This window comes from Nitrospira sp. CMX1, from assembly GCF_054902215.1.
In genome coordinates this window covers 95,569-117,081 of record NZ_JBUBKD010000078.1, presented here as the reverse complement: position 1 = coordinate 117,081, position 21,513 = coordinate 95,569, and the positions used below count along the sequence as shown (strand labels likewise).

29 protein-coding genes are annotated in these 21,513 nt (G+C 55.7%); 16 read left to right on the top strand and 13 right to left on the bottom strand.

From position 1 onward, the window contains the following. Positions 1-115 precede the first annotated feature (115 nt). From ACYX34_RS20010 to ACYX34_RS19955, 12 genes are all read left to right on the top strand, one after another. Positions 116-568 (top strand): CBS domain-containing protein, encoded by a 453-nt coding sequence (locus ACYX34_RS20010; protein WP_462078345.1) that lies wholly within the window; start codon positions 116-118, stop codon positions 566-568. Between the two features lie 346 nt (positions 569-914). After that, complete coding sequence (locus ACYX34_RS20005; protein ID WP_462078344.1) at positions 915-1,826, top strand: hypothetical protein; 912 nt, start codon at positions 915-917, stop codon at positions 1,824-1,826. Positions 1,827-1,956: 130 nt separating this feature from the next. Then, a complete protein-coding gene (locus ACYX34_RS20000; protein WP_462078343.1) occupies positions 1,957-2,652 on the top strand; it encodes a VIT1/CCC1 transporter family protein in 696 nt (231 codons plus the stop codon). A 453-nt stretch (positions 2,653-3,105) separates the two neighbouring features. After that, the gene (locus ACYX34_RS19995; protein ID WP_462078342.1) at positions 3,106-3,603 is read left to right on the top strand and encodes a BCAM0308 family protein; all 498 of its coding nucleotides are present in this window, start codon (positions 3,106-3,108) and stop codon (positions 3,601-3,603) included. A gap of 115 nt (positions 3,604-3,718) precedes the next feature. Further along, positions 3,719-3,895 (top strand): hypothetical protein, encoded by a 177-nt coding sequence (locus tag ACYX34_RS19990; RefSeq protein WP_462078341.1) that lies wholly within the window; start codon positions 3,719-3,721, stop codon positions 3,893-3,895. A 117-nt stretch (positions 3,896-4,012) separates the two neighbouring features. After that, on the top strand, positions 4,013-4,240 hold the full coding sequence (locus tag ACYX34_RS19985) for a hypothetical protein (protein WP_462078340.1): 228 nt from the start codon (positions 4,013-4,015) through the stop codon (positions 4,238-4,240). A 58-nt stretch (positions 4,241-4,298) separates the two neighbouring features. Further along, a complete protein-coding gene (locus ACYX34_RS19980; protein ID WP_462078339.1) occupies positions 4,299-4,463 on the top strand; it encodes a hypothetical protein in 165 nt (54 codons plus the stop codon). Between the two features lie 298 nt (positions 4,464-4,761). Beyond that, a complete protein-coding gene (locus ACYX34_RS19975; protein WP_462078338.1) occupies positions 4,762-5,118 on the top strand; it encodes a TraR/DksA family transcriptional regulator in 357 nt (118 codons plus the stop codon). A 580-nt stretch (positions 5,119-5,698) separates the two neighbouring features. Further along, entirely contained in the window at positions 5,699-6,631 is a 933-nt protein-coding gene (locus tag ACYX34_RS19970) for a DnaJ C-terminal domain-containing protein (RefSeq protein ID WP_462078337.1), read from the top strand. A 10-nt stretch (positions 6,632-6,641) separates the two neighbouring features. Next, positions 6,642-6,956, top strand: a complete 315-nt coding sequence (locus ACYX34_RS19965; protein ID WP_462078336.1) for a chaperone modulator CbpM — start codon at positions 6,642-6,644, stop codon at positions 6,954-6,956. 321 nt (positions 6,957-7,277) lie between these two features. Beyond that, positions 7,278-7,460, top strand: coding sequence for a Clp protease N-terminal domain-containing protein (locus ACYX34_RS19960; protein WP_462078335.1), 183 nt, complete (start codon positions 7,278-7,280; stop codon positions 7,458-7,460). A gap of 399 nt (positions 7,461-7,859) precedes the next feature. Further along, on the top strand, positions 7,860-9,062 hold the full coding sequence (locus ACYX34_RS19955) for a phosphoglycerate kinase (protein WP_462078334.1): 1,203 nt from the start codon (positions 7,860-7,862) through the stop codon (positions 9,060-9,062). A 70-nt stretch (positions 9,063-9,132) separates the two neighbouring features. Here the strand turns inward: ACYX34_RS19955 and ACYX34_RS19950 are convergent, their stop codons facing one another. The 8 genes from ACYX34_RS19950 to ACYX34_RS19915 all read right to left on the bottom strand — a co-directional run bounded on the left by ACYX34_RS19950 (position 9,133) and on the right by ACYX34_RS19915 (position 15,600). Further along, a complete protein-coding gene (locus ACYX34_RS19950; RefSeq protein ID WP_462078333.1) occupies positions 9,133-10,326 on the bottom strand; it encodes a dihydrolipoamide acetyltransferase family protein in 1,194 nt (397 codons plus the stop codon). 13 nt (positions 10,327-10,339) lie between these two features. Beyond that, positions 10,340-11,308: a pyruvate dehydrogenase complex E1 component subunit beta gene (locus ACYX34_RS19945; RefSeq protein WP_462078332.1), complete on the bottom strand. Its 969-nt coding sequence runs from the start codon at positions 11,306-11,308 to the stop codon at positions 10,340-10,342. Positions 11,309-11,315: 7 nt separating this feature from the next. Next, the gene (gene pdhA, locus ACYX34_RS19940) at positions 11,316-12,281 is read right to left on the bottom strand and encodes a pyruvate dehydrogenase (acetyl-transferring) E1 component subunit alpha (protein ID WP_462078331.1); all 966 of its coding nucleotides are present in this window, start codon (positions 12,279-12,281) and stop codon (positions 11,316-11,318) included. Positions 12,282-12,352: 71 nt separating this feature from the next. Beyond that, positions 12,353-13,993 carry an acetolactate synthase large subunit gene (locus ACYX34_RS19935; RefSeq protein WP_462078330.1) on the bottom strand — a complete coding sequence of 547 codons (1,641 nt, stop codon included), beginning with the start codon at positions 13,991-13,993 and terminating at the stop codon, positions 12,353-12,355. Positions 13,994-14,089: 96 nt separating this feature from the next. After that, positions 14,090-14,245 (bottom strand): hypothetical protein, encoded by a 156-nt coding sequence (locus ACYX34_RS19930; protein ID WP_462078329.1) that lies wholly within the window; start codon positions 14,243-14,245, stop codon positions 14,090-14,092. A 208-nt stretch (positions 14,246-14,453) separates the two neighbouring features. Then, the gene (locus ACYX34_RS19925; protein ID WP_462078328.1) at positions 14,454-14,633 is read right to left on the bottom strand and encodes a hypothetical protein; all 180 of its coding nucleotides are present in this window, start codon (positions 14,631-14,633) and stop codon (positions 14,454-14,456) included. 243 nt (positions 14,634-14,876) lie between these two features. Further along, positions 14,877-15,047 carry a hypothetical protein gene (locus ACYX34_RS19920; RefSeq protein ID WP_462078327.1) on the bottom strand — a complete coding sequence of 57 codons (171 nt, stop codon included), beginning with the start codon at positions 15,045-15,047 and terminating at the stop codon, positions 14,877-14,879. Between the two features lie 421 nt (positions 15,048-15,468). Beyond that, entirely contained in the window at positions 15,469-15,600 is a 132-nt protein-coding gene (locus ACYX34_RS19915) for a hypothetical protein (protein WP_462078326.1), read from the bottom strand. A 159-nt stretch (positions 15,601-15,759) separates the two neighbouring features. Here ACYX34_RS19915 and ACYX34_RS19910 point away from each other — a divergent pair, with 159 nt between their 5' ends. The 4 genes from ACYX34_RS19910 (at position 15,760) to ACYX34_RS19895 (ending at position 18,335) form a co-directional block, all read left to right on the top strand. Next, on the top strand, positions 15,760-16,161 hold the full coding sequence (locus ACYX34_RS19910; protein WP_462078325.1) for a hypothetical protein: 402 nt from the start codon (positions 15,760-15,762) through the stop codon (positions 16,159-16,161). Between the two features lie 568 nt (positions 16,162-16,729). Beyond that, a complete protein-coding gene (locus ACYX34_RS19905) occupies positions 16,730-17,062 on the top strand; it encodes a hypothetical protein (RefSeq protein ID WP_462078324.1) in 333 nt (110 codons plus the stop codon). A 298-nt stretch (positions 17,063-17,360) separates the two neighbouring features. Then, positions 17,361-17,732 carry a PepSY domain-containing protein gene (locus ACYX34_RS19900; protein WP_462078323.1) on the top strand — a complete coding sequence of 124 codons (372 nt, stop codon included), beginning with the start codon at positions 17,361-17,363 and terminating at the stop codon, positions 17,730-17,732. Between the two features lie 201 nt (positions 17,733-17,933). Next, on the top strand, positions 17,934-18,335 hold the full coding sequence (locus ACYX34_RS19895; protein WP_462078322.1) for a hypothetical protein: 402 nt from the start codon (positions 17,934-17,936) through the stop codon (positions 18,333-18,335). A 749-nt stretch (positions 18,336-19,084) separates the two neighbouring features. On the opposite strand, the gene ACYX34_RS19890 is transcribed toward ACYX34_RS19895, so the two are convergent. From ACYX34_RS19890 to ACYX34_RS19870, 5 genes are all read right to left on the bottom strand, one after another. Continuing rightward, positions 19,085-19,267, bottom strand: coding sequence for a hypothetical protein (locus tag ACYX34_RS19890; protein WP_462078321.1), 183 nt, complete (start codon positions 19,265-19,267; stop codon positions 19,085-19,087). Beyond that, positions 19,248-19,490 carry a hypothetical protein gene (locus ACYX34_RS19885; protein WP_462078320.1) on the bottom strand — a complete coding sequence of 81 codons (243 nt, stop codon included), beginning with the start codon at positions 19,488-19,490 and terminating at the stop codon, positions 19,248-19,250. Before ACYX34_RS19885 ends, ACYX34_RS19890 begins: the two co-directional genes overlap by 20 nt. Positions 19,491-19,516: 26 nt before the next feature. Then, entirely contained in the window at positions 19,517-20,062 is a 546-nt protein-coding gene (gene lexA / locus ACYX34_RS19880) for a transcriptional repressor LexA (RefSeq protein WP_462078319.1), read from the bottom strand. 435 nt (positions 20,063-20,497) lie between these two features. Beyond that, positions 20,498-20,701, bottom strand: a complete 204-nt coding sequence (locus tag ACYX34_RS19875) for a TOBE domain-containing protein (protein ID WP_462078318.1) — start codon at positions 20,699-20,701, stop codon at positions 20,498-20,500. A gap of 191 nt (positions 20,702-20,892) precedes the next feature. After that, positions 20,893-21,285, bottom strand: a complete 393-nt coding sequence (locus tag ACYX34_RS19870; protein WP_462078317.1) for a TOBE domain-containing protein — start codon at positions 21,283-21,285, stop codon at positions 20,893-20,895. Between the last annotated feature and the right edge of the window lie 228 nt (positions 21,286-21,513).

The window sequence follows — 21,513 nt, the reverse complement described above, 5'->3', positions numbered from 1 at the left end:
CAAGGTTCTCTCAACTGCCTGAATTCTCGGTGAGTGGAGGTGGCATGGTCCTCGCTTTTGGAACGAGTGGTTAATGGATCACCATGATGCAGGGTGAAATTGAAAGGAGCGTCAGATGCTGAATCAAGGAAAGATGACGAAGTGGGAATTGCCAGGGGTTCCGGCCGGAGGATTGCGAACGGTGGGGCAGATCAGAGGGACCAATACCCTCCTCTTGCACGCCGGTCAAAATGGGATGCTCGTGGCGCTGGAGTTATTGTCCACTCATACTCCCGGCGCGCCGGTGGTCGATGATCGGCACGAGTTCATCGGATTCATCAGTGAATTTGATGTCCTTCGCGCGTTGGAAGCCGGCAAGGATCTTTCTCAGCTGACGGCGGAAGATATCATGGTTCATGAGCGAATCAGCGTCACGGCTGACACCACGATTGAAGAAGCCGTCAGGACGATGGAGAACGGACACCTGCACAATCTTCCCGTGAAGAAGGATGGGAGGGTTGCCTATTCCGTGACGCGGCACGATCTCCTGCGAGCCTGGATTGGCATCGGCACTGCGGGCGAAGATTGACAAGCAGCACTCCCGCTGAGAAGGGAGGCTCCGCTCGAAATCGGTGTGCGCTGAGTCTTAGCCTGAGGTCTGGCAGAGCGTGGCCGTATGCGGGGCGATGAGGGAAAGGATCGTTCGTAGGCACAGGGAAACGGGCGGTTCTGGCGAGCTGAGCAATTCTGACCAGACCACGAATTGGGTCTAGGGTAGACTCAAACCAGTTCTCACGCGAACGTCCTTTGGTATCTACCTGTCAGAGCGCAGGGAGGTGCTGCCGATCAGTATGACTCTCTTCAGGATTGGCCTTTGACAGTGCCAGTCCCTGATCGCAGGGCGACTGCTCATCATTCGAATGAAGGAGCCCCCTATGACCACATTCTTAAGAACAGCTGTGCGGTACTTTCTGGCCGTGACCTGTCTCGTCGCTGTCACAGCGATCCAGGTGATTGCCGATGACCAGGTTTGGACGACAAAAATAAGCGGCGTCATCTCCCAGATGCGGTCCGGTCTCATCATGGTTACCACGTCCTGGGGCACTATGAGTATCCAGTCTGATGCGCTGACCGCGGCGAAGGTTGGCGATGGGATTACTGTCTGGGTAAATGAAAATAATGTGGTCATCGATGCCTACCCCAAAGGAGCGGCGAGGCCCCATCACCGGTGGGTGAGAGGCAATCTGACCTATACCTCCGGAAATCAGGAAGCGATCACTCTCTGGACACCGGAGGGCAAGCAGGACTTCATCGTGAAACGGAATCGATCGAAGTTCGGGAGCTTTGCCGAAGGAAGCCCGATCACTGCGCAGTTGAACGACAAGGGTGAGGTCATCGATGTACATCGCCAGTTAGAATTAGAACTTGCCATTGCCCCAATGCCTCATACCGGCCCTGGTTCTCGAATCAAGCTCGAGGGGGTCGTGACGGACATCAAGTCCGGGTTGGTCTTTGTGCAGACATCCGTGGGCCGCTACAGTCTGACCGCCAAGACGGCTCCGCATGACGTCACGGTCGGCGATACACTGACGCTCTGGGTCAGCAGCAATAATGTTGCGGTCGACCACCATGCGAAAGGGAAAGAGGGCGTGCATCGCCTCATCACCGGCAAGCTGACCTCTGCTTCGAGGGACTTGAAGGAGATCACGCTCACGACGCCGGAAGGGGAACGGACATTTTCGGTCCAGCACGGAGAGACCAAACTCTCTGGGATGAAAGAGGGAACGTCGATTACCATTGAACTCAACGAAGCAGGCGATGTGATCGAGATCCGGAAGCCCGGATAAAAAGGGGCGGGTCGATAGAACCTACGGCATGGTCAAACTGATCATGGGGGGTATCTATTCTCTACCAAACCGCCGGCCCGTTCTGGAGGATCACAGGTGTCCATCCGCGCGCGCTGCACGAGGCGATATCATGCCACTGACCCCGCATATCGAGAGGCATTTTACCGCAACGGCAACCGTTCGCGATATCGTGATCGGCATGGCCGACGGATTGACGGTCCCGTTTGCACTGGCGGCAGGCCTTTCCGGTGTCGTTGCGTCATCTGGGATCGTCGTGACCGCTGGTCTTGCCGAGATTGCCGCGGGTTCAATCGCGATGGGGCTTGGTGGATATCTCGCCGCCAGGACCGATGCGGACCATTATGACTCGGAGCGAAGGCGGGAGCGACGGGAGGTTGAGCAACATCCACTCAGGGAAGAGGACGAGGTCACCAGCATTTTGGGATGCTATGGACTCAGCCGTGAGCACATTGCTCCTGTGGTCGCAACGCTGCGGGCAAACCCGGATCAATGGGTGGACTTTATGATGCGATTTGAACTGGGGCTTGATGTGCCGGATCCCAAGCGCGCTGGTGTGAGCGCGCTGACTATTGCCGGGTCCTACATTGTCGGGGGGCTCATCCCGCTCCTACCCTACATCTTTCTGGACAATATCTTCACGGCGCTCTGGGGGTCGATTGCCGTGACCCCCGTGGCCCTGTTCATCTTTGGATATGTGAAAAGTGGGTTCACGGGCACTCCGCCGTTGCGGGGAGGGCTTCAAACCGTGCTCGTCGGAGGGTTGGCGGCGGCCGCGGCCTTTGGTATTGCGCGACTGATCGGGTGAACCCTCGCTTCAGAGTGTTTCAGCGTGGCATGAAATGGGAGCAAGCAACAGCTCATTTGCGCCGCAGTGCCACGATCCGGGATCACTGTGACGGGAAGAAGGCGAAGAGTTGCACGGGGTCAGGAGATGTGGGCGGTCACTGTTCACAGCCGACAGCCAGACCCAGACGCACGTGAAGCCTTCCCCTCCCCGAGACTGTGGCATTAGGGGACAAGACTTTTACCTCTCTCTGCCCCCCAATGCCACGCTCTCAATAGAGAGTGCTCTGCAGCTAGGTTGGACTATTCTCTTGCTACTCGTCATTCCCACAGTGTTGAGCCTGTTGCAGAGTGGCATGCCACGTGCAGATTCATCATGTAGAGGACGATGAGGGGTTGGAGAGAGATGAGTCAGGAGAGAGCTCCAGCCGGAATTACCCAAAGATCTCTCATGCGAGAGAGCAAAGGAGCTGGTATGGCGACGTCGCATCTTCCCCGAGACAAGAAAGATCGATCGGTTCGACCCCGAAAGCACGACCCGTACAAAGCCAATGGCAAACTCCAAGGGACGTCGGTGTGTCGTGAGTGCCAGGCGGTGTACCACAAGGGGCGGTGGATGTGGGGTCCTGTGCCGTCGGACAGTCAGGACGTGGTGTGTCCGGCCTGCGAACGGATCCGGGACCATGCGCCGAGCGGGGTGCTGCTGCTGACCGGTGAGATCGTCGTCAGGCATCGAGATCAGGTACTCGGGCTTGCCCGGAATGAGGAGGCTCGCCTGAAGGCCGAACATCCGTTGGCTCGGATTATCACGATCGAGGACCAAACCGAAACACCCCGAGGGGTGGTCATCACCACGACTGATCCCCATCTGGCGCGGCATATCGGCGAGGCGTTGCATCACGCGTATCGGGGCACCTTGACCTGCCGGTATGAGGAAAATGAGGACCTGCTTCGGGCGAACTGGGAGAGCTAAGTGGGTGGGCACGAATGAGACCTCCCTGCCGATCGGGTGAGGGAGAGGAGACGCGGTCTGGTCTCTTTTTCAGTCTCTGCGAGCAGATGATGTGGAGTTTATGAAGGAGAAGCTTATGCAGCTGACACTGACACCTCAGGAACAGGCGGTATTGTTGGAGGCAGTTACAAGTGCCATCTCGGACGTAGGTACCGAGGTTGGGCACACGGACAACCAGGCCATGCGGCAAGGCTTACAACAGAACAAGAAAGTCCTGTTGGCAATTCTTGACCGGCTCAAAGGCACTGCGTGAGATGGTCGCATCTCTGAATGCGAGGGTGACGGACTTCGAGAGACCGAGGCGGCGTATCTGACGAACTGTGTCCCATTACCCTTCGGGCAATGGCCGATTCAGGAGGTGGACAAGAAGATGGCCACGTCAGCTTGGCGTATGAAAGCAACGCAGCGGTGGGGAAGTCATGCCCGATGGCTCAGTGGGGAGGGACCATTTGCCGTAATCGCCCCCTGTCGGGAGTTTTCTTTCTCCCTCTGGGCCACGAAGGATGCTGCGGAAAACGCCAAAGCCCGTCTCAACCAGGCAGGCTGTGGTGTGGGTTGTAACCCGCTGCTTCATCAAGTCGTGGATCTGGGTGAATGACATCGAGCAATCGACGGAAGAAATTGGCATGTCAGCCTCACACGATCGGAGCTAAATCATGACATCCGAAGAGCAAATCGCGAAGATGAAGAGAGCGATCAATCAAGCTATCAAGGTGATGGGGGATCGATTTGGTTCCACGGAGACAGATGTTGCCAAGGCTATCGAAGAACTAAAGATATCGATGCAGGCCAATGACACCACGGCTACGCCACTTCCCTGAACGTAGCTTCGTCAAGATGGGGGAGCCGCGGCCGGAGTGGTGGCAGCGCTTTTTCTTGCCCTGAAGTCGGGGAATAGATTCGTCGGGCCGTGAAGGGAGATGCCAGGTGGACGGAGGAAGACGTCCTAGAGAAGGCGAATGAGATGAGATCGTCCTTGATGAAATAATCGAGCGTGGGAAGCATGTTCTCGCTGAGAAAGCGACGGATGACGAGGCGGCAGTCAACGCTCGACGACAGACAATGAGAAACAGATATAAGTTGTAGCTGACATGGGCGTCGTCAGGGAGGGATATTGCTATGCTACTAGTCGAGGGTATTCGAAAGAAACTGTTAAGCCAACGGCGAGACTTGTTTCGCCAGGTTGCTCAGACTGAAGAGGAACTACGCTGGTTCCAACGTGATATCGAAAGCGAAGTAGAGGAGCGAGGGCAGGACGAGACCATGGTTCAGCTGCTTGATCGCCTGGATGGGCGAGCAAAGGCCGAGATCGAGGCGATCGACCGGGCACTCTTCAAGCTGGGGACAGAGCGGTACGGATCATGCGAGCAATGCGGAACCGGCATTCCCCAGTCTAGGCTGGAGGCAGTCCCTGCCGCAGCCTTCTGCCTGACATGCGAACAGGCGGAGGAGAGTCAGGCGACGCTGAGGAAATGACTGATGCGAACCGTTCATTCTTACGGCCAATGGAGGCAGAGGAGTGGGCACATATCCTTGGGCGTTAGTTGGTTGATGCGTCTCTCACATTCCTATGCCCACAGTTGTGCGGCCAGGAGGGAACCACCATTTTGGAAGAGGCGATGAAGACGGTCGCAATCCTAGCAGCCTCCGCTCATTGGTGCCTGTGCTCCGAGGGACCATGACAAGCACTTCGTGTCTGTAGATATCTGGTGTACCGATACTAAAGGCGATTGTGAATCGTTTCCGCAACGCCGCTGAAGAGATCCTGAACTCCAAAGAGGCCACCGCAACTACACCCTGAAAGTCCCGTATCTGAGAGGGGCAGGCACAGCAGCATCAAATTTTGTCGCATGCTCCAGTCTGGCAGAAGAGGATGATAATGACGGTCGAAGGTGTGTCTGCCTGGTTTGTCCTGGCTTTTGGGCGAGTGGTCAAGGCGAGTGTGGCTCTTGGGATTCGCCCATGTCGATGCTGTGAGGCCCATGCGCTTACCCAGCACAACGAACACCCAGGGAGCTTCCGATGTGGTTGACGAAACAGCCGGAAACGAATCGATATGGAATTTAAGGACTACTACAAACTCCTCAAGGTTGACCGCACGGCGACCGCCGACGACATTAAAAGTGCCTACCGGAAGCTGGCGCGAAAATATCATCCGGACGTGAGTAAAGAGCCGCAAGCGGAAACGCGCTTTAAGGAAATCGGTGAAGCCTACGAAGTGCTCCAGGACCCGGAGAAGCGCGCCGCCTACGACCAACTAGGCAATCGCTGGCGGGCAGGACAGGAATTTACCCCTCCGCCGGAGTGGGCTGCAGGCTTCGAGTTCACTCCCGGCGGCGCGTCTGCAGCTGAAGATACCGGCTATAGCGATTTCTTTTCCACCTTGTTTGGCAACTTCGCCCGTCACACCGCTCCCCCCCGTACTCATGGCGAGGACCATCATGCGAAAATTTTCATTGCTCTCGATGATGCGTTTCACGGCGGTACCCACATGGTTACCCTGCGTGCCCCGCAGGTGAATGCAGAAGGCCAGGTGGTGTTGCGGGAGCGGTCGCTGCATGTGCAAATCCCCAAAGGCGTCCATGAAGGTCAGCATATCCGACTGGTAGGGCAAGGTGTTCCGGGAATCAACGGGATGCCTGCAGGGGACCTCTATCTCGAAATCTGTTTTCATCCTCACTCCCTATATCAGGTACAAGGCCGTGATCTGTCTCTCTCATTGCCGCTTGCACCATGGGAAGCGGCCCTCGGAGCCACAGTCAAAGCACCGACACCGACCGGCGTGGTTGAAGTCAAAGTCCCCCCGGGCTCACAGAGTGGGCGAAAACTACGGCTCAAGGGACGAGGTATTCCCGGTGAACCGCCTGGCGATCTCTATCTTGTCCTGGCAGTAGTCCTTCCGGCAGCGGAGACGGAGCAGGCACAACAGATCTATCGCACCATGGCGCGGGAACTGACATTCAATCCGCGCCACTCACTCGGAGTCTGAGGAAATGGATATGGAGAACGAGATTCTGATCGGGAGTGTGGTTGGTGATGAGGGTGTGCTAGCGCTTGAAGAGTTGGCCAGGGCCTGCGGGGCAGAGGTCGAGTGGATTGTCGAATTGGTGGCGGTGGGCGTATTGGCACCGGAAGGAAGAGTGACTACGGATTGGCGATTTCGTGCGGCGGATCTCACATGTGCTCGACGAGTTGCCCGGCTGCAGAGAGATTTTGGAGCGAGCATGGAGGCGGCTGCAGTGATGATCGATCTCCTGAAACAGATCGATCAGTTACATGCGCGCCTGAAGCAGGCAGGTCTGAATGTGGATTAAGTACGGGATGTCGTGTGGAAGCAGGGACATGGCCCGTTTGCTAGCCTGTCCCACCCGTGCTGCCAGTGCGTGCGCCGATACTCTCTGGCGAGATTCTCTAGTCTCTACTACTTTGTTCGTGCAGGGTGGTGACGAGCAAGATCCCATCAATCTTAGAAACTCTTCTTGGACAACATTCCTCTCGTGGAGTGATCGACAGACCATGCAATGCGGCCACGCTCACCGGGTGATCTTGGCTGTCTACACCCAGACCCGCGGGATGAAGGGGGTGCCGATCCGGCTAACATGGATGAGGAACAAGCGTCACGTTGGGAGGAACGTATGGACATGAATCGCATGACGCTGAAGCTCCAGGAGGCACTGCAGGCTGCTTCAGCCAACGCGATGCGCCGAAGCCATCAAGGCATTGACATCGAGCACCTGCTGCTCGCGCTGATGGAACAAGAAACAGGTCTGCCGGTCTGCTGCTTGAATAGGCGGGTGTCTCTCCGGAGGCGGTATTGAAGGTCACCGAGGCGGCCTTAGACAAGCTCCCACAGGTACCGAGTGGACAAGGAGTTCGGTCATCTAAAGATCGCGCTGTCCATTGGCGTGCATAGGTGTGGATTGAGATTCTGAAATCGTGGCGCCTCATCCTTGATGAGTGGAATCAGGCCGTGGAGTCGATGATTTCCAGCGTCATCCACGCTGCAAAGGCGAAGGGGAAAATTGGAATCTGTGGGTCAGGCCTCCAGAGACTATCCGGACTTCACGAAGTTTTTGGTCGAACAGGGCATTGATAACATCTCGCTCAATCCCGATACGGGTTCTCAAGACGACCGTGACTCTCCTGAAAATGGAAAGCGTGTTACAGCGGTGAAACTCAGGACGAGCTGGCGCCATTCGAGTGAAGGTTGCTGACTCATGAAACGAGTCATTTCCGATCTGCCAGATGATCGCTATACAGGGAGACGTGTCTTCGTTCGGGTGGATTTCAACGTCCCCATCAGCAACGGGAAGATTCGAGAGGATCACCGCCTCCGATGCGCTATCCCGACGATCGAATACCTTTCCCAGCGGGGCGCGACAGTAATCCTGGCCTCTCATCTAGGAAAGCCCAAAGGGACTGTGGTGCCGGCGCTGTCATTGAAGCCCGTCGCCGATCGACTCAGGGAGATGCTGAAGGTTCCCGCGGTGAAATTCGTCAACGCGGTCGTTGGTGAGCCGGTGAAGCACGCCATCGCTGCCATGAAACCTGGAGAGGTTCTGCTGCTTGAGAATCTGCGGTTTGAACGGGGAGAGGAAGCGAATGACCCTGTCCTGGCGAAGCAGCTTGCCTCACTGGCGGACCTCTATGTGAATGATGCCTTTGGCACCAGCCACCGTGCACACACATCGACCTATGGGGCGGCTCAACTGTGTGCTGAGCGGCTGGCTGGTTTGTTGGTGGGGAGGGAGATCGACGCCTTGAGCCATGTTCGAGATTATCCTACCCGTCCCTTCCGGGTGGTGGTCGGTGGTCTTAAGATTCAAGACAAGCTGGCGGCACTGAAGACGCTCCTTCCCAAGGCCGATACCGTCCTTCTCGGTGGAGGGATTGCGTATACGTTCCTGGCGGCGCAAGGCGTGGCGACCGGCGATTCGCCGGTGGAGCAGGACTTCATCCCCTGGGCTCAAGAAATGCTGACGAAGTATCGGGAACACATTCTTCTGCCGCAGGACCATGTGATCGCGAGGAGTATGGAGCAACCAGATGGCATCCAGATCGTCCACGGGACGATTCCTGCCGGGTTCAAAGGATTGGATATCGGACGCAATACGTCACTGGCTTTCGCGCACGAGGTGCTCACAGGCACGGGCTCTGTGTTCTGGAATGGCCCGTTGGGTGCCTATGAGGTCGACGAGTTCGCAGATGGTACGGTCGACATCGCTCGCGCCATGGCGCTGGCGCGGTGGCGTGGGGCTTTCACCGTCGTAGGGGGTGGCGACACCGTCGCTGCGGTACGCAAGGCAGAAGTGTTGGAGACGGAGATCAGCCATGTGTCAACCGGCGGAGGGGCTTCGTTGAAATTCATCGGGGGCGAAGAGCTGCCCGGAATCGCTGTGCTCAGCGAGGCACCACAATAACTTATGGCCAGCCCGCGAGGCGCATGATCTCTATGAAGAAAATGAACGTTGTCGTCAGAGCAGAGCCCCATCACCCGGCTGCTGTCGAACTCGCAAGCTCGTGCGGGTCTTCAAGGAGGCGCTTCAGCTCCGTCAAAAACCTCGCGCCCGTTACCCCATCGATAGCCCGGTGATCGCACGATAGCGTCACCTGCATGCTGCGGCCGGCTTTCACGGCTCCCGCTACGATGACTGGCATGTCCCGAACAGCACCGACGGCGAGCGAGGCGGCTTGCGGCGGGATGAGCACGGCGAGAAAATTATCCACGCCGAACATGCCGAGATTGGAGATTGAAAAGGTGGCGCCGTTGTATTCCTGTGGTTGCAACCGCTTCTGTTTGGCCCGCTCGATGAGCGCCCGAGATTCTGCTGAGATCGTTTCCAGCGTTTTGGTGCCACAATCACGAATGACGGGCGTAATCAGGCCGTCCTCCAGTCCGACCGCCACGCCGATATCGACGCGCTCATACCGCCGGATCGCCTCGCCGGAATAGGACACGTTCAGTTCCGGATGCTTGCGGAGCGCCAGAGCCACGGCTTTGATCAGCAGGTCGGTCATTGAGGGATGGGATTGCCGCTCTTTCTTGAACTGACGGCGAAACTGCTCCGCCGCTTCCATATTGATTTCTCTCGTCAGATAGAAGTGCGGTACCGGCGCTTTACTCTGGACCGTAGCCCTAGCGATAGCTTTCCGCATTTGGGTCAGGGGCTGGTCGGTCCCAGCCGGTAGGGCAGGTGCGGCAGGCTCTTGCGCGTTGGCCACATCCTCTTCGACGATTCGACCACTAGGACCGGTGCCGGTCACTGTGGAGAGATCGACCCCTCGTTTAGCAGCCAGAGCCCTGGCCCGTGGGGAGGCGATGATGCGACTCTCTTCTGTGGGCATGGGTGAGGGAGCAGGCGAGGTTGCCGCTGCAGCGGCGGGCTTGGCGCTGGTCGCAGCCGCAGACATGATCGTGTCAGACAAGGCCTCCGTGATGTCTTCATCCGCCTCGCCGATAACGCCCAATAGTTTTCCAGACTCTACCGTTTCCCCATTCTGCACAAGAATCTTCCGGAGAATACCGGAGGCGAACGCCTCAAGATCCATGATCGCTTTGTCGGTTTCAATTTCGGCGAGCGCCTCTCCGGCCTGCACCGGATCGCCCTCACGCTTCTTCCATTCGAGGAGCACGCCCTCTTCCATCGTATCGGTGAGCTTGGGCATTACAACACGGCTGGCCATGGCTGTCCTCCCCTCACAGTAGCGACTTGACCGCCTCGATCACGCGCGAGAGGTCCGGAATCGCCGCATCTTCCAGCGGACGGCAATAGGGCATGGGTACATCTTCACCGGTGACTCGCCGGATCGGACCGTCCAAATAGTCGAACGCGGTCGAGTACACGCTCTCGGCAATCTGCGCTCCCAGGCCGCAGAAATGCCAGCCTTCTTCGACGATCACCAGCCGGCCGGTCTTCCTGACCGATGTCACGATCGTCTGGAGATCCAACGGTTTGAGCGTGCGTGGATCGATTACTTCCGCCTCAATACCTTCGCGACTCAGCACGTCGGCAGCCTCCAATGCGAGCAACAGCATTTTGGAATAGGCGACGATGGTGACATCCCGTCCCATCCGTTTCACCTCAGCCACCCCGATCGGAATGGTGAACTCACCCTCTTGGACCTCACCCTTCGTCCTGTACAACAGCTGCGCTTCGATGAAGATGACCGGGTTGGGGTCTCGGATCGCACTTTTGAGCAGACCCTTCGCATCATGCGGCGTGGCGGGCGCGATGACTTTCAGCCCCGGCACATGGCAGAACCAGGCCTCCAGGCTTTGGGAATGTTGAGCCCCCAGCTGGTGGGCAGCGCTTCCGGGGCCACGAATGACGAGCGGCACCGACAATTGTCCTCCGGACATGTAACGGAGTTTGGCGGCGTTGTTGACAATCTGATCGAGTGCCAGGATGCCGAAATTCATCGTCATGAGTTCGACGATCGGACGCAGTCCCGCCATGGCTGCCCCAATGGCCAGGCCGGTAAAGCCAGCTTCGGTGATGGGCGTATCAATCACGCGCTGTGGCCCGAATTCTTCAACGAAGCCTTTGCTGACCTTAAAGGCGCCTTGATAGTAGGCGACGTCCTCACCGATCAAAAAGATGCGCTGGTCTCTGCGCATCTCCTCTCGCATGGCCTGATTGAGGGCTTCACGATACGACAACTCCATGACTCGTTTACTCCTGCAAGACGTCGGCGCGCAGATCCGACCGGGCGGGAAACGGACTTTCTTCTGCAAACTTCGCGGCAGCCCGCACGACTTCGCCGATTTCCCGTTCCAGCTGTTTGAAATCCCCCTCACCCGCCAGCTGCTGAGCCAGCACCGTATCTTTCAACAAGAGAAGCGGATCGCGCTTCCGGTACTCCTCCACCTCTTCCTTGGTCCGGTAATGGCCATGCGCAGGGTCTGCCATCGAGTGGCCCATGAACCGGTAGGTCCTCGCCTCGATGAACCAGGGCCCATGTCCCGCACGAACCTGCGCCACCACCCGCTGCATCGCCGAGCGGACCGCGAGCACATCCATGCCGTCCACTGATTCGGCCATAATGCCGTAGGATCGAGCGGTTTCGGCCACATCCGCATAGAGCGCGATGGCCCGCTCGGCCGGAGTACCCATGCCATAGCGATTGTTCTCGCAGATAAAGATCACCGGCAGTTTCCACAGGGCGGCCAGGTTGAACGCCTCGTGTGCTTGCCCACTTGGCAGCGCCCCTTCCCCAAAAAAACAGACCGTGACGAGATCGAGCGATTGATACTTATTCGCAAAGGCCAGACCCGTTGCGAGCGGGATGTGACCTCCGACGATGGCATACCCACCCATAAACCTGTGTGTCAGATCTACCAGGTGCATCGATCCGCCCTTGCCTTTACAGAGGCCGGTCGCCTTGCCGAACAACTCAGCCATGACTCGGCCCGGATCGGACCCACGCGCGAGACAATGTCCATGGTCGCGATAGGCACTGATGACATAATCGTCCTGTCGAAGGGAGGCGATAGCACCGACCGCGATCGCTTCCTCACCGATGTATAAGTGAAGAAAGCCGGCGATCTTCGTAAGGGCATACATCTCCGCCGATTTCTCTTCGAATCGGCGGATCAGCAACATCTGACGATAGAGAGAGAGGAGATCAGCTCGGTCCATATTGACCATTATGCAAGTCGGCTCGGAGCCGACTCAACCAGAATCGTGTGACGATATAGAGAGAAACTGGCTCAGTACGGAAGGGCCTGGAGACGTTCCGTCAGGCGAAGATTCTCGGCATAATCAACCGGGCAATCGATCACCACCGGCACCGTACTCTTGAGTGCTTCGGTGAGCATGGGCCGAAGTTCGGATTGGTCCGTCACGCGATACCCGACAGCGCCGAAACTCTGGGCATAGCGCACAAGATCCGGATTCCCGAAATCCACCGATGAAGTCCGTCCGAAGCGCACCTGCTGCTTCCAGCGGATCACACCGTATCCATCGTCCCGCCAGATCAAGATGACCAGCGGCAATCCCACACGCACCGCCGTTTCCAGCTCCTGCGAGTTCATGAGAAAACCTCCGTCGCCGGTCACCGCCACCACGCGCCGTTCAGGATACAGTAACTTCGCGGCGATCGCACCCGGGAGAGCAATCCCCATCGCAGCAAAGCCGTTCGAGATGATGCACGAATTGGCAACCTCGCACGGAAACATCCGAGCCATCCAGAGTTTATGCGCACCAACGTCACAGATCACCAGATCGTCAGGCTCAAGCACGGCGCGCAGATCCTGCACGATGTGCTGCGGCCGCATCGGCCAGGACCGCATCAGGGCCAGCTCGGCGTCGAATCCATCGACGACTGTCTTCCGGGCTTTCCCGACCCATGGGGAGTCGAACGGCATCACCTTCCCCGCCAGAAGATCCAAGGAAAGACGGAGATCCCCCAGCACACCGACCTCGACGATGTAGTGTGCGTCAACCTCTGCCGGTGACACATCAAGGTGCACGATGCGCTTGTCCCGGCGCGGGTTCCAGAGACAGGGCGCGTATTCCACGAAATCATATCCCAACGTAATCACCACGTCCGCCTGCTCCATGACCACCGAGGCATAATCTCGTGCGAGAAGGCCGATCGTGTACAGTGAGAGCCGATCGCTGTCCGGAAGAACCCCTTTGGACATGAAGGTGTGGAGCACAGGAATCTGCAGGCGCCGAGCGAACTGTTGAACCGCCTCGTGCGCACGACCGCGGATCACCCCGTTCCCGGCAAGGATGACAGGGCGCTGTGCGGCGGCGATCGCTCGAACTGCTCGGGAGATCTGGCTGGGTGCCGGCTCAGGTGTGACCGGTGCTTGCACAAAGAGAGGCTCCATCCCGCCGGCATCGCCGAGCTCTTCATCTGCCACATCTTCCGGAAGCTCCACATGAGTCGCACCCGGCTTTTCCGCCTGCGCAATCTTGAACGCCTTTCGAATCGCTTCGGGAATGACCTCTGCTTTCGGAATCGAGGTGTTCCATTTTGTGATGGGCTTGAACAGTGAGATGACCTCGATGTACTGGTGAGATTCCTTGTGGCGGCGATTCAATGCCGCTTGTCCTGTAAGGGCAACCAGAGGAGCTCGATCTAGGTTGGCATCAACCACGCCGGTCAGCAAATTGGTCGCGCCGGGTCCCAGCGTCGACAGGCACACCCCTGCCTTCCCGCTCAGTCGTCCATAGACGTCGGCCATGAAGGCTGCCCCCTGTTCATGCCGCGTCTCGATAAAGCGAATGCGGGAATCGAGGAAGGCATCCATCAATTCCAATGTTTCCTCGCCGGGCAGGCCAAAGACAAGCTGGACGCCTTCATTTTCCAAACATCGAACCAGCAGTTCTGCCGCCTTCATGAGAGCCTTGTTCCTTGTCAACAACTGGGAGGCTTCGTACCGGTCGGTTTTACGAAACAGACGAACATTGGCTGAACCATCCAATTCGCCTCCCGCCTAACCAGGTTGGTCAACATGTTCATCTTTGCGACAGAACAACGAATTCTCTGGGACGATTAATGCCAGCATGGCCCCGTGTGTTCCACTCATCATCTCGTGCATCCGCTTCTCATGGGCCACCTCGGCATGTGTTAGCGACCCATCTGTGTGCATGATGACCTCCTGAATGTGGCCGTCCTCGTGACACCTCCTGCGAGCACACCACACACTGCATTTGTTGCCATGATCATTTGGATCCAGCTCATAACTCCTCGCCTCATGTTAGTCGGTCAAACGAATGCACTCCGAAACTCTGCATCCCATCGATACACAATACGCCGTTGTGCCCAAGCGTTCATGATCGAATTGTCGCCTCTGGTTGTCACCTGAGCCCCTGATACGGATCATCAAAGATCGCACCACATTCGAGACAGCGCACCTGGCTGGTCCGTTTCCCTCTTTTCGTCAGGACATCATCGATAAGCCGCCCGTGCACGCAAGTCGTCACCGGCGCTGTGTCACCCGAGGGTTTAAGTGTCTTGGCTTCCATGTAAGGCTTCATGGCCACCTCCTTCTGTCCTCGAGTCAGATGTTCGTCTCCCCAATGGAGAGAATTGCTCTTGCCTTGAATTCTTTCGGCCAGGTATCCATGGATCACCCCGCGCCGGGTGCACTGATGCCGACTTTAGGAACCGTTTCGTTTGCGTTTCACAGATCGTGCATCATGGGAAAAAGATGACCAATCACGCTTCAGCCACAAGTACTACAACGGCACCCAGGAGGTCCGGTTAGCATCCGGCGTCCGTCATACCTGACCTGTTCGAGTCAAATAGTCGATCGCCAGAAAGACTTGATCTTCTGTCAGGTTGGAACAGAGCCCCACAACATCATCCACCGAACACCGCTTTCCCTGTTGCTGCAGCACCATCAGGACCTGATCAATTTGGTTGCGATTAATGGCGATACCCATAGACATCCATCAACCCCCCTGCTGTTGCCCGCTGCCACTCGACGCGTGGCAATTGGGAGAAGAGGTTATTGTGACGAACCATAAATCGCATATTCCTCAAACAATGACTGGTCAATAGTGATCACTCTCGCACGAAGACGTTAGCCCGGTGCAAAAGTGCTCACGAACGGCCTCTGCACGTGCAGAGTGCGGTCCTCGCTGTGGTGCTCACAACAAGGGGTCCCAAACGGCTTTCGGGACATTAATTCTGGCGAGTCCGGACAGGAGGCGTCTGGGCTCGCCACCATGGTGAACTCGATCTCTCCTGAGCAATTATGACCAGACGACAGCCGGCCGCTCCAGTATGCTTATTCAGAGGGGTTCTATGCATCACGATGGTTCGCCAAGGCCTGTAAGGAGTGGGGGATGACATGTCAGTGACCGCGCGTCAGACGCCCGATGTGCGTACGATCAGCGTCAGACCATGCAGCAAGACTTGCAAAAAGAGAAAGGCCTGTTGGGGATTCTTGACCGGCCCGAAGACACCGTCTGACGGCGCCTCAACTCGGGAGGTAGGCATGTTATCTCTCAAGCTGGAAAGAGGGCTTCAGTGTTGAACTACGGAGAGCAATCTTCAGTGAAGCGAGTATGTATCTAAAGCGGGTGCCTCGTCTGTTCTCTTCAGCTCTAGTTGGACCGGTACGAATGTCTTTTCATGCTGTTTAGGAAGGAGCAGTTTATGTTGGTCTATCTAGTGGTCCTTGCAATTGTCATTGGATTTCCAGTCTCAGCCTTCCCTCAGTTTATGGATAAAGGCGAGTATGTCGAGGTCGCCAAAGGAACGAAGCTGTGTCCGAACGTTATCCTGGAATCCTCGAAACGACTGTATGATTCAGAGAACCTCTATTGGCGAGTCACCAGTAAGGCACGGGCGAATGGGACACAGACCGTCGCCGTGTTTATCGTTGAAGCTCTGTACGATCGCGAAAGCGGAGAAACCAGGATCAAAGAACGCCGATATGATGAGGACTATGCCACGTTCTTCAAGAGAGATTCTGAGCACAAGGGGATGCTCCTCATCATCAGCCCCAAAGACGGACGAGTTGAAGGGACAGTAGGGGTTTGCAGAAAGAAGAAATAGAGCCGACATCCGATGTGTTTTGATATGCACTCAATGGTGCCTGCTCCTGATGCTTCTCATCTAGATCGCTCCGTTCACGACGTATGTAGCTCGGTTGACTGTGAGTAGGACGGTGAGGCTCGACTAGCGGGATTAACTATAAATGGTTAAGTATTGAAAGTGTATTAAAGCTATGAAACATATAACTTGACTATTTGTGGTAACTTTGTGTAGGTTGATGAATGAGGTGTCAGGTCTCTTAGAGCGAAGTGTTCCTGAGCTCTTGGACGCTATGAAAGTGAGGAACGTAACGTTGGCGAATTTGTTTACACTCTGACGTTCCGGTTTTTCTGACTGTCCCATCCTTTGCGCTTCTCGCATCCTTCCCGGCGCGATCGATTCCTCAGTCCTCGCTGCTTCAACGCCAGAGTGCCGACGATGTTCTACGGTCTGGTGAGGGTGTCTTCACCGACTGATCGTGAGAGCGTCCGTATGTCACCGTCTCTGACAGAGACGACTTCCTGGTCATGGATTGGGATCGTCCTCTATCGAGGCAATCGTGTCGTGTTCAGCGAGGGAGGTCTTCATCATGAGACTCTATATGATTGCGTGGACAGGACTTGTGTTTATCGGAATGAGCGCACTTGCGATGGCGAATCCAGCAATGCTGCCCAAGCATCCAGGGTATCCATCAAGAGGAGAGTTTGCGAACGATACGGGTCAGTCAAACTTGACCTATAAGCAATCGATTCAAGAGGCGGCGAAATCCGGAGATTCGTACATGGCTCCGGTGCTGCTGGACCCGAATAGTGCCAGGTTGCTGGAGCACCAGGGGGCTGGTCGACTCCCGATCGTTGAAGGGGTGACCAAGGAGATTGAATTGCCGGCGAAGGAAGGAAGCCTGATGCCGACGAAGCGGTAGTGAATGGGGTGAAAAAAATAGTTTCCTCGTTCCCCAATAGTTTCGAATATTCTGAGTGAAGAGGAGTGAGAGGATCAGAGGGAGGGGCTGTGGATATGTACGGCAGACGGCGCCATGCCTTGGTGGTCAAGAATGGCGCTTGCTGACGAAGATGTGACGTGTGCCGGAGGGAGGTATTGGGCCGAGAATGGTGACGATGATCCATCTTTGAACGATGGGTGAGGGACGAGTGATCGCAATTGCCTGGAGGCTTGCGGTCATGTTCCTCCGTCTCGAGCCAAGTAGGAAGGAGGCAACCATGACGAACAAAACTTTTACGATGTGGCGAACAATCTTGATTGCAGGGATTGTGATCGGCCTAGCGGGAATTGTCGGCGAAATGATCTGGAACGCTGATAACGGTCAACTCAAGCGGGTGGAACTTATCGGCATGGCGACTTCCACCAAGATCACGATCGACGAGGCAGTGGAGAAGGCTTTGGAAAACATTGTGGGGCAAGTCATTGTGGCCGAATTGGAGAAGCGGGGAGGAATGACGATATGGAATGTCGAGATCTTAACCACCGAGGAAGCGATTGTTGCGATTTCTATCGATGCCGTTTCCGGGTCGGTGTTGATTTCCGAGGAAAAGGCGGTTGGGAAGAGGCTGGTTCACGACAAGACATCGTAACGTGGCTTGCGCCAGCCTGGAGCCATCGCCGTTTGTCAGGAAAGGGTGACGGTTCTAGGCCGGTGTGTGGGAAGGGTCTGGATAAAAAAACGGAACGACCGCCAAATGATCGCTATTGGAGGTTCGTCCGGTATGTAGTTCCATTGAATCTGATCGGCCACGCACAAATGCCGTTCCACTTTTGCGACAGCGGAGGATCACATGTCTAGATACCTATACATTCTTGCCATCATTGTTGGGTTTCCCCTATCAGGTTTTGCTCAATTTGTGGATAGAGGTGAATATGTGGAGGTATTGAAAGGTGTGAAGTTGTGTTCGAATGCCACCATGGATGTCTCGAACGGGATGTTTGATCCAGAAAACCGGTTCTGGCGCGTCATGAGCAAACCGCGGTTGAATGGCACGCAAACTGTGGAGGCATTCGTCCTCGAAAGTATATATGATCGCAAGAGTGGAGAGACCACGATCGAAGCCCACCCATACGATGAGGGTTATGCGACTCGATTTAAGAGGGCTACAGAACACAAGGGAATGCTGTTGATGGTTAGTCCAAGAGATGGTCAAGTTGAAGCGACCGTCGAGATTTGCAAGAAATTGAAGTAGGTGTGGGTTTTCGGTTGCAATGGCCAACATGAATGGCCAGAGATTGCGATGTCATCATTCATGAGCAGGTAAGAGGTGTCACTCATCCAGATAGAGCCGCAGCAGATCTCAGTTGATGCGAGTGATCGGTGAGGTTCCCACCAGGTGGGCGCAACATAGGAGCTAATGCACTTGCCTCTTTCTAGTCTGGTTTTTCGTCACGCTACTCAACGTATAAGCGTGATATCCCAAGTGTATTTAAGCGGGTTCGAGTCATCCCATGAAAATTAGAGTCGGCCTTAAATCGGCTGTCATTGATGATTTGTACGATGGGCCCTAATGCCCTGCGAGGAGATCAACAACCTTTTCGGAAGAGCTGCGCCGGACTGTGGCGCGGAGCCTCCCAGGCAGGCGAAGGATCGACCGCGCCAGAGAATGGCTAGATGAGCGCCTTCCACGACGGGTCAGGAAGCCTCGCCAAAATCAGACGTATCTAGATAGAAACCCTACGTGTTCCCGGCGTGTTCTCTTCACAGCAAAATAGGCCCCAATTCCCCTCAAGTGGACTGACTCAAACTGAGTCCATAAAACGGCACAACGCCTCTCCTGTAGCGTGGTTTCGCTGTGCTGACACGGACTTGGAGGGATCGCTTGGAAAGGTTTAGGAAACCGCTGCTCTATCCAACTGAGCTACGGGGGCGTAGGCCGAACTGTAGCGCATCGGCGGGACGATTGGAAGGGGATGAAAGGAGCTTCTTCTTGCCGTGCTCTTACCCGCAGCATCCGCCCGCGAAGATCTGCTGTTGCTTGTGGGCATTCCAACAGGCGGGGCAGAGTTGAATAGTGGAATGGGTGAAACCATCGACTGATTCCACCCGTTGTTCGACGACCGTTCCACAATCGGAACAGGGGCTTGCTGCAATGGGCTGTGAACTATGCTCTTGGACCATCATGGGCTGTCACTTTCATGTTGGGACGAACATGTCGATTACACACGGCCGACATGAGTGTCTGTTTCGGTTTGGATCCCATCAGGTTCCACAAGCGTTTGGTAAAGGAGTGTCTTTTTGCCTGTTGCATGCCGCACTGGATCATCTGGACGCGGTGGTCCAAGGTCACGATGGTCTTTTCCAAATCGATCAACCGGTCGTTTGGGACTGAGGTGTGTCGCATCATGATCGGGAGGTCCTCCTTCCGCTCATTTAGACTGCACAATGCCGAATGACGCCGATGACAAGCCCTTCGATCTGAAACTCGTCGGAGGGGTGAACGATGATCGGCTGCATCGTGTCGTTGGCCGGACGCAGCTCGATATGGCGTTCTTTCTTATAGTAGACTTTGATCGTCGCTTCTTGATTGACCAAGGCCACGACGGTTTGTCCATTCTTCGCTGTTTCTTGTTTGCGAACGATGACCAAATCGCCGGGTAGAATGCCGTCGTCTTTCATCGACTCACCCTTGACTTTTAAGGCGAAGGTCTTTCCGTCCTGGAACATACTTGGTGGGACGTCGACCAGTTCTGACTGCGGGACTGGCTCGATCGGAGTCCCTGCGGCAACAAGGCCGGCCATGGGAATCTCAGTCTTCTGTCGCAAGTGATTCAGTACGACCGAGACGATGCCAGGAATCCTCCGCATGCCCGCTTCATACCGTGCGACTGATACGCGAGTGGTCTGTAGGGCATCGGCTAGTTGTTGTTGCGTGAGCCCCAATTCTTGTCGAAGACGTCTGACGTCTTGTGGTTTCATTATGTATCCAATGGTAACGTACTGTTATGCTTTCGTCAAGTGGATCAAGATCTGTAGCGAGTTTTACGCAGGAGGCGAGCAAGCAAGATAACATACTTGGTCAAATGGGTTCGTACAGAATGTCGCGGGGGGCGCGATTGTGGTGATGACCAAAAACTAGGCAAGAAGCTCGATCTGAGTGCATGACGTGTGTTTGGCGACGATGGGGATACTTAACCACAGACTTATCCACAGAAATTGGGGAGAGTGACCCCTAGCGATGTGAACGTGCGATTGACGAGACATGAGGTGGGCGGCCATGTGAATGTTGCTAACACGGTATCGATTGTGTGGTAAGAGCGGCAAGAGTAAATCCGCGTGTCGTCGTAGCATCAGGGATGCTACGACGACATGAAGAACGATCCGGTTTTGTACTACGAAGGGGAAGCGACAGTCTTACTTACCGATCATCACTTCGGTGGCCTTGATAGCGACAGTCACTGAGTCATTCACCTTCAAGCCCATGTGTTTCACTGAGCCTTCGGTAATGGCTGCGACAAATTCGAGCTGACCGACCTTGACCAGCACCTCAGCCATAGCCTGGCCTTCAGTAACCTTGGTGACCGTTCCTTGAAATTGATTGCGTGCGCTGAGTTTCATGGTCTGTCCTCCTTAGTGTCGGGAAAGAAAGTGTAGGGAAAGAACTCTCACGGCTTTTAGTGGTAGGGTAACATCGGCTAATGAGAAAATGGCTGATATTCGATGAGAATTTATCGCTAGTCCGTATAAGATTGCTCAGTGGGAAAAGGCTGAGATTTAACCGGTGGTGGATGGTCGCTTGATAGAGCAGGTTAGTCTTTTACGATCATGACTTCAGTCGCTTTGACCAAGGCAATCGCGGTATCCCCGATGCGGAGCCCGAGTTCGTCCAGCGCATCGCGAGTGATCACGGCGGTGATCTTATGAGAGCCGATGTCGACGTCGACTTGCGCCATGATCGCGTCTCGTTTGATCGCCGTCACACGCCCGACGAGCTTATTTCGACCACTGACATCATCGGCGCCTGAGGATTTCTTACCCAACCACCGGTCCAGCAAGGTTTTTGTAAAGCGATATCGGCGCCCAATCTTCGGAGCCTCAATTTTACCTTCCCATATATATCGGTAGAATGTTGGCAAGGTCAGCCGAACATATCGTGCCGCTTCCTGAGCCGTCAGGACATCGCCCATCATCCTTTTCGCCATCGGTGCTCCCATACTCTAACCGCTACCGTATTGGGTTTGCTCACTTCCATCCACGCGATTGACCATGCCGAAGTTATTTACGGCACCGGTGATCAATAATAAGGGGAGAGCTGTGACTAGTTGGAGTGGCTCTCCCCTGATCCGAAGGTGCTGAAACAACCATACTCCTTCGGATGCAAAGGCCTTGCAATGGGAGGGCATATCCGTTGCAGGCCTTTCTGATTCAGC

Excerpts from the sequence above, each read along its gene's own strand:
- ACYX34_RS20010 (WP_462078345.1), top strand. The coding sequence starts at position 116 with ATGCTGAATCAAGGAAAGATGACGAAGTGGGAATTGCCAGGGGTTCCG.
- ACYX34_RS20005 (WP_462078344.1), top strand. The coding sequence starts at position 915 with ATGACCACATTCTTAAGAACAGCTGTGCGGTACTTTCTGGCCGTGACC.
- ACYX34_RS20000 (WP_462078343.1), top strand. The coding sequence starts at position 1,957 with ATGCCACTGACCCCGCATATCGAGAGGCATTTTACCGCAACGGCAACC.
- ACYX34_RS19995 (WP_462078342.1), top strand. The coding sequence starts at position 3,106 with ATGGCGACGTCGCATCTTCCCCGAGACAAGAAAGATCGATCGGTTCGA.
- ACYX34_RS19990 (WP_462078341.1), top strand. The coding sequence starts at position 3,719 with ATGCAGCTGACACTGACACCTCAGGAACAGGCGGTATTGTTGGAGGCA.
- ACYX34_RS19985 (WP_462078340.1), top strand. The coding sequence starts at position 4,013 with ATGGCCACGTCAGCTTGGCGTATGAAAGCAACGCAGCGGTGGGGAAGT.
- ACYX34_RS19980 (WP_462078339.1), top strand. The coding sequence starts at position 4,299 with ATGACATCCGAAGAGCAAATCGCGAAGATGAAGAGAGCGATCAATCAA.
- ACYX34_RS19975 (WP_462078338.1), top strand. The coding sequence starts at position 4,762 with ATGCTACTAGTCGAGGGTATTCGAAAGAAACTGTTAAGCCAACGGCGA.
- ACYX34_RS19970 (WP_462078337.1), top strand. The coding sequence starts at position 5,699 with ATGGAATTTAAGGACTACTACAAACTCCTCAAGGTTGACCGCACGGCG.
- ACYX34_RS19965 (WP_462078336.1), top strand. The coding sequence starts at position 6,642 with ATGGAGAACGAGATTCTGATCGGGAGTGTGGTTGGTGATGAGGGTGTG.
- ACYX34_RS19960 (WP_462078335.1), top strand. The coding sequence starts at position 7,278 with ATGGACATGAATCGCATGACGCTGAAGCTCCAGGAGGCACTGCAGGCT.
- ACYX34_RS19955 (WP_462078334.1), top strand. The coding sequence starts at position 7,860 with ATGAAACGAGTCATTTCCGATCTGCCAGATGATCGCTATACAGGGAGA.
- ACYX34_RS19950 (WP_462078333.1), bottom strand. The coding sequence starts at position 10,326 with ATGGCCAGCCGTGTTGTAATGCCCAAGCTCACCGATACGATGGAAGAG.
- ACYX34_RS19945 (WP_462078332.1), bottom strand. The coding sequence starts at position 11,308 with ATGGAGTTGTCGTATCGTGAAGCCCTCAATCAGGCCATGCGAGAGGAG.
- pdhA (WP_462078331.1), bottom strand. The coding sequence starts at position 12,281 with ATGGACCGAGCTGATCTCCTCTCTCTCTATCGTCAGATGTTGCTGATC.
- ACYX34_RS19935 (WP_462078330.1), bottom strand. The coding sequence starts at position 13,993 with ATGAAGGCGGCAGAACTGCTGGTTCGATGTTTGGAAAATGAAGGCGTC.
- ACYX34_RS19930 (WP_462078329.1), bottom strand. The coding sequence starts at position 14,245 with ATGCACACAGATGGGTCGCTAACACATGCCGAGGTGGCCCATGAGAAG.
- ACYX34_RS19925 (WP_462078328.1), bottom strand. The coding sequence starts at position 14,633 with ATGAAGCCTTACATGGAAGCCAAGACACTTAAACCCTCGGGTGACACA.
- ACYX34_RS19920 (WP_462078327.1), bottom strand. The coding sequence starts at position 15,047 with ATGTCTATGGGTATCGCCATTAATCGCAACCAAATTGATCAGGTCCTG.
- ACYX34_RS19915 (WP_462078326.1), bottom strand. The coding sequence starts at position 15,600 with ATGCCTACCTCCCGAGTTGAGGCGCCGTCAGACGGTGTCTTCGGGCCG.
- ACYX34_RS19910 (WP_462078325.1), top strand. The coding sequence starts at position 15,760 with ATGTTGGTCTATCTAGTGGTCCTTGCAATTGTCATTGGATTTCCAGTC.
- ACYX34_RS19905 (WP_462078324.1), top strand. The coding sequence starts at position 16,730 with ATGAGACTCTATATGATTGCGTGGACAGGACTTGTGTTTATCGGAATG.
- ACYX34_RS19900 (WP_462078323.1), top strand. The coding sequence starts at position 17,361 with ATGACGAACAAAACTTTTACGATGTGGCGAACAATCTTGATTGCAGGG.
- ACYX34_RS19895 (WP_462078322.1), top strand. The coding sequence starts at position 17,934 with ATGTCTAGATACCTATACATTCTTGCCATCATTGTTGGGTTTCCCCTA.
- ACYX34_RS19890 (WP_462078321.1), bottom strand. The coding sequence starts at position 19,267 with ATGATGGTCCAAGAGCATAGTTCACAGCCCATTGCAGCAAGCCCCTGT.
- ACYX34_RS19885 (WP_462078320.1), bottom strand. The coding sequence starts at position 19,490 with ATGATGCGACACACCTCAGTCCCAAACGACCGGTTGATCGATTTGGAA.
- lexA (WP_462078319.1), bottom strand. The coding sequence starts at position 20,062 with ATGAAACCACAAGACGTCAGACGTCTTCGACAAGAATTGGGGCTCACG.
- ACYX34_RS19875 (WP_462078318.1), bottom strand. The coding sequence starts at position 20,701 with ATGAAACTCAGCGCACGCAATCAATTTCAAGGAACGGTCACCAAGGTT.
- ACYX34_RS19870 (WP_462078317.1), bottom strand. The coding sequence starts at position 21,285 with ATGGCGAAAAGGATGATGGGCGATGTCCTGACGGCTCAGGAAGCGGCA.